Genomic DNA, 5,484 nt, shown 5'->3' on the forward strand with positions numbered 1-5,484 from the left:
GGGCGGCGGCCCGGCCGGGGGACGGGCGGCCGGCTCGGCCTCGGGCGGCAGTCCCGCCGCCTGCCGCCAGCGCCGGTGCCACTCGCCGGTGCCGGTGACCCCGCAGGCCTCCAGGTAGGCGGCGACCACCGGCCAGGCGGGCAGCCGGTGCCCGGAGGCGGCGGCGGACAGGCTGGACGCCGAGTAGGGCACCCGGGAGGCGAGTTCGCGGTACGGCACGTTGCCGGTGCGCCGCCGGAGCATGCGGAGGTCGGCCGCGAACTCGGCGGCCTTCCCCTGCCCGGGCTCGATCGGCTTCTCCCGGCGTCCCATGTCGTGTGCGACCCCCCGGCCACTCGGCGATGTTCGCTTTGATCTCACGTTGTCCAGTAATTGTCCAGTGACGCCTGGGCACGCGTGGTCAACATGACGAACGGTCAGGATGGCCTTCGCCGCGCTCGCCGGTGATCGGGGGACCGTCGGGCGCCGGTGCTTCTTCGCGGGGAAGTCTTGGGGAACATGGGGGCCATCATGTGGGCCTCTCCGCGGAGGAGTTGATCTCCGCCGGGCCGCGTCGGCGCGGCCCGGCGGAGACCGGCCACCAGCGCCCTGGGCGGAGACGGGCCCGTGGCGCCCCCGGCGGCCGGGTCCGGCGTCAGTCCAGGACGGCCATCGCGTCGATCTCGATCAGCAGGCCGGGCGGCAGGCCCACGTAGACGGTGGTGCGGCAGGCCGGGGGCTGGGTGAGCCGCTCGCCGAAATAGGCGTTCCAGATCTGGTTCATCTCCGCGAAGTGGTCCACGTCGGTGAGGTAGACGCGCAGCATCATCACGTCGTCCCAGCCGGAGCCGCCCTCCTTCAGCACCGCCTCGACGTTGGCGAGGGTCTGCAGGGTCTGCTCGCGCAGCGTCGGGCCGGCCGGCGTGGGCGGCCTGCCCTCCTCGGCGGGCAGGAAGCCGACCTGTCCGGCGACCTGGAGGATGTTCCCCTTGCGCAGGCCGTGGGAGAAGGCCGCGGGCGGAGCGGTGTGGGTGCTGGGGGTCAGTGCGGTCTTCTCTGTCATGGTCATCCTCCGGATGCTCGTGGACGGGGTCCCGATCATGGGAAAGTGAAACAGCCCGGATCCCGCAGCGCACAGGAGGCCCGAATGTCCGCGGATGCCGTCACCCGTCTTTCCGGGGAGCGGATCGACCACCGGTTCAAGGGTCTGCCGCTCGACGCGGACGGTCTGACCGTGGGCGAGCTGGCGGCGCAGCGGCGGAATCTGTTCACCGGCGGGTTCACCACCCCCGTGCTGACGCTTTCCGCCGAGCGCCTGCGCCACAACCTGCGGCTCATGGAGTCGTACACCGAGCGCCACGGCCTGGCGTTCGCCCCGCACGGCAAGACGACGATGGCCCCGCAGCTGTTCCGGCAGCAGCTGGAGCACGGCGCGTGGGGCATCACGCTGGCGGTGCCGCACCAGGTGCGGGTGGCGCGGGCCTTCGGGGTGCGGCGGATCTTCCTGGCCAACGAGCTGGTCGACCCGGCGGCGCTGCGCTGGCTCGCCGCCGAGCTGACCGCCGACCCGGCGTTCCGCTTCATCTGTTACGTCGACTCGGTGCGCGGCGTCGAGCTGATGGACGCGGCCCTGCGGCAGGTGGGCGGGCGGCCGGTGGACGTGGTGGTGGAGCTGGCCGCCGGGGACGGCGCGCGGACCGGGGCGCGGACCGAGGCCGACTGCCTGGCCGTCGCCGAGGCGGTGGCCGCGGCGCCGTCGCTGCGGCTGGCGGGCGTGGCGGGCTACGAGGGCGAGGTGCCGGACGCCACCGAGGAGCGGGTGCGCGCCTGGCTGGTGCGGCTGGTGGAGCTGGCGGCGAGGCTGGACAAGGCGGGGCTGTTCACCGGCACCGGCCTGGAGGAGATCGTGGTCAGCGCGGGCGGCAGCGCCTGGTTCGACACGGTCGCCGAGGTCTTCACCCGTCTGCCGGGGCTCAGCCGGCCCCCGTTGAAGCTGCTGCGCTCGGGCGCGTACGTCTCGCACGACGACGGCCACTACCGGTCGATCACGCCGTTCGTCCGCGTTCCCGAGGAGGGCGCGCTGGAGCCGGCGTTCCGGCTGTGGGCGCAGGTCGTCTCCCGTCCCACCGGCGGGCAGGCGTTCCTCAACGCGGGCAAGCGGGACGCCGCGTACGACCTGGGGATGCCGGAGGCGCAGGTGGTGCGCCGCGGGGACGCCGAGCGTCCGGCCGAGGGGATCGCCGTCACCCGGCTGTCCGACCAGCACGCCTGGCTGGAGACCGGGCCCGGCGCGGACCTGGAGGTCGGCGACTGGGTGGGCATGGGGCTGTCCCACCCGTGCACCGTCTTCGACAAATGGCAGCTGATCCCTCTGGTCGAGGCGGACGGCACGGTGGTGGACTACATCCGTACGTTCTTCTGACGGATCTTCTGACGGACGGTCCCGCGGCCGTCCGCCCAGCGAAGTGGGGACCGCCGTGCATCTGGCCGATCTGGTCGTTCAGGACGCCGAGGTGGTGGACGGCACCGGGGGTCCGTCCTACCGGGCCGACGTGGCGGTCAAGGACGGCCGCATCGTGCAGATCGTCCGCGAGGCGGCCGCGGCCGGGTGCCAGCGCCCGGTCGGCACGCGGATGCTGGACGCGGAGGGGCTGGCCCTGGCTCCCGGGTTCGTGGACATGCACTCCCACAGCGACCTGGCGCTGCTCACCGACCCGGACCACTCGGCGAAGCTCGCGCAGGGCGTCACCCTGGAGGTCGTGGGCCAGGACGGGCTCTCCTACGCGCCCGTCGACGACCGCACGCTGGCCGAGGTGCGGCAGGCGGTGGCCGGCTGGAACGGTCCGGGCGAGGACGTCGACTTCGACTGGCGGTCGGTGGGCGAGTACCTGGACCGGCTGGACCGGGGTATCGGCGGCGAGGGCATCGCGGTGAACGCCGCGTACCTGGTGCCGCAGGGCACCGTCCGGATGCTGGCGATGGGCTGGGAGAACCGCCCGCCGACGGAGGCGGAGCTGAACCGGATGCGTGAGCTGGTGGCGGCCGGGCTGCGCGAGGGGGCGGTGGGCATGTCGTCCGGGCTCACCTACCCGCCCGGCATGTACGCCGGCGCCGGGGAGCTGACCGAGCTGTGCCGGGTGGTCGCCCGGGCGGGCGGCTACTGGTGCCCGCACCACCGCTCCTACGGGGCTGGGGCCCTGGCGGCCTACCAGGAGGTGATCGGCATCGCCCAGGAGGCCGGCTGCGCCCTGCACCTGGCCCACGCGACGCTCAACTTCGCGGAGAACAAGGGGCGTTCCGCCGAGCTGGAAGCCCTCCTCGACGAGGCGCTGGACGCCGGCCGCGACCTGACGCTGGACACCTACCCCTACACCCCGGGCGCCACCACGCTGGCCGCGCTGCTGCCCGGCTGGGCCAGCGAGGGCGGCCCGGCGGCCACCCTGGAGCGGCTGCGCGACGACGCGGTCGCGGAGCGGATCCGGCACGTGCTGGAGGTGTCCGGCTCGGACGGCTGCCACGGCGTGCCGGTGGAGTGGGGCACGGTGGAGATCTCCGGGGTGGTCGACCCCGCGCTGGCCGGGCGGGTGGGGCGGACGGTGGCCGAGCTGGCGTCCGGTTCGGGGTCCTCGCCCTGGGAGGAGGCCCGCCGCCTGCTGCTGGCGGACCGGCTCGGCACGTCCGTCCTCCAGCACGTCGGCCACGAGGAGAACGTCCGCGCGCTGATGCGGCACCGGGCGCACACCGGGGGCTCCGACGGCATCCTGCACGGCACCAAGCCGCACCCCCGGGCGTACGGCACCTTTCCCCGTTACCTCGGCACGTATGTGCGGGAGCTGGGCGTGCTGACGCTGGAGGAGTGCGTCGCGCACCTCACCGGGCGGCCGGCCGCGCGGCTCGGCCTGCCGGACCGGGGCCTGGTCCGTGAGGGCCACCGGGCCGACCTGGTCCTCTTCGACCCCGCGACCGTCGCCGAGGGCGCCACCTTCGCGGCGCCCCGGACCTCTCCGGCCGGCATCCCCTACGTCCTGGTGGACGGCCGCCTCGCCGTCGACGACGGCCGCCGCACGGACGTCCTGGCGGGCCGCTCGGTGCGCGCGGGCCGCCCCCGCGGCTGACGCGCCGGCCCGGGCGCCGGCCCGGGGTTCACGCGGGCCCGGGCGCGGGCCCGGGCGCGGGCCCGCAGCGCACGCGTCGCCGCGGGCGAGGTGCGGTGGTGCGGTGGTGCGCCCTAGCGGGGGCGGCGGGTGCTGTTGCCCCAGCCGTTGCCGCGGCCGGTGCCGTCATCGTCGTCGCCGTCGTCGTACTCGGGCCATCCCACCGTGGGCGAGGCGGACGGGGACGTCTCCTTCGCCGGCTTCCTGGTGGGCGTGGGCGACGCCGTCCGGGTGGCCGAGGGGGTCGCGGTGGCGGTCGCCGTCCTCGACGGCGCGGCGCCGGGCGTGACCGTGGCGGGGGCCTTCGACGCCTCCACGGACGGCATCAGCCCGGGGTCGGCCATGTCGCCCACCGAGAGCCCCGGCGCGTTGGGGCCGTTGCCGCCGCGGGACGTCTCCTCGGAGCCGGAGGACAGCGCGAACCCCAGCACCGTCAGCGCCCCGAGTCCGACCACGCCCGCGCCGGTGGCCAGCAGCATCTGGCGGCTGCGGACGCGGCGGGTGCGCGCACCCTCCCGCTCGGCCGCCCGCGCCGCCTCCCGCGCCGCGGCCCGGCCCGCCGGCACCGCCGCCGCCGTCCACCCGGCCTGCCCGTCGTGTCCGGCCGGTCCGCCCTGCCCTGCGCGTTCGGCGGCCGCGTGGTCGGCGCCGTAGGACGCGAAGTCGTCGAAGTCGGCTGCGGCGGAGGCCGCTCCGTACGCGGTGGGGTCGGCGTACACACCGTGGCCCGGATACGCGTCCGCGTCCGCGTCCGCGCCGCTGCCGGAGGGCTCCCCGGCGTAATACCCCGCCGGCGGATACCCGTACGAGCCGGCGGACCCCCCGGTCGCCCCCTGCCCGGCGGCCGCCGTGTACCCAGCAGACGCCCCGTGCCCGGCGGTACCCGCGTGCCCAGCAGGCGCCCCGTGCCCCGCAGGCCCCGGATGCCCAGCAGGCGTCCCGTGCTCCGCAGACCCCGCGTGCCCGGGGGAAGCCCCGTGCCCCGCAGCGCCCGCGTATCCGGAAGGCGCCCCGGGGGCCCCGTGCCCCGCGGGATTCCCGGGCGTGGCGGGGGCGCCGGGGACGGGCGGCCAGGCGCCGTCCGGTCCCGGACCGCCGGGCACCACCGGCAGCTCACGCGTGGCCGCCTCGCCCTCACCGTCCGGGCGGCCGCCCCGCACCGGCGGCAGTTCACGGGTGGCCTCCGCGTCACCCGCGGCGGGCCACACCGAGGGGGCGGGTACCTCGGTCGGAGGTACCGCCGGCGGCTCCGGCGCACCGTGTGCGCCCGGCCCGTGTTCTGGGGTGATGGACATGGGTGCGAAGTGTAAAGACAGGCGTGGCGCAGAACACACCCGGAGTCCCCCACCCC

The 5,484-nt window shown here is 75.9% G+C and carries 5 protein-coding genes; 2 read left to right on the forward strand and 3 right to left on the reverse strand.

The annotated features are described in order from the left end of the window. Both ACOV8S_RS16070 and ACOV8S_RS16075 read right to left on the reverse strand, forming a co-directional pair. Positions 1 to 312, reverse strand: a 312-nt coding sequence (locus ACOV8S_RS16070; RefSeq protein WP_448318498.1) for a helix-turn-helix domain-containing protein, incomplete at its 3' end; no start/stop codon positions are given. A gap of 322 nt (positions 313 to 634) precedes the next feature. Beyond that, positions 635 to 1,042, reverse strand: a complete 408-nt coding sequence (locus ACOV8S_RS16075) for a RidA family protein (RefSeq protein ID WP_351117102.1) — start codon at positions 1,040 to 1,042, stop codon at positions 635 to 637. 84 nt (positions 1,043 to 1,126) lie between these two features. On the opposite strand from ACOV8S_RS16075, the gene ACOV8S_RS16080 reads away from it, so the two are divergent. Then, positions 1,127 to 2,401, forward strand: a complete 1,275-nt coding sequence (locus ACOV8S_RS16080; RefSeq protein WP_448318499.1) for an amino acid deaminase — start codon at positions 1,127 to 1,129, stop codon at positions 2,399 to 2,401. A 55-nt stretch (positions 2,402 to 2,456) separates the two neighbouring features. Further along, positions 2,457 to 4,094 (forward strand): N-acyl-D-amino-acid deacylase family protein, encoded by a 1,638-nt coding sequence (locus ACOV8S_RS16085; protein WP_448318500.1) that lies wholly within the window; start codon positions 2,457 to 2,459, stop codon positions 4,092 to 4,094. 113 nt (positions 4,095 to 4,207) lie between these two features. Here ACOV8S_RS16085 and ACOV8S_RS16090 read toward each other — a convergent pair whose 3' ends face one another. After that, positions 4,208 to 4,852, reverse strand: a complete 645-nt coding sequence (locus ACOV8S_RS16090) for a hypothetical protein (RefSeq protein ID WP_448318501.1) — start codon at positions 4,850 to 4,852, stop codon at positions 4,208 to 4,210. Positions 4,853 to 5,484: the final 632 nt, after the last annotated feature.

The organism is Streptomyces sp. CO7, from assembly GCF_053474865.1.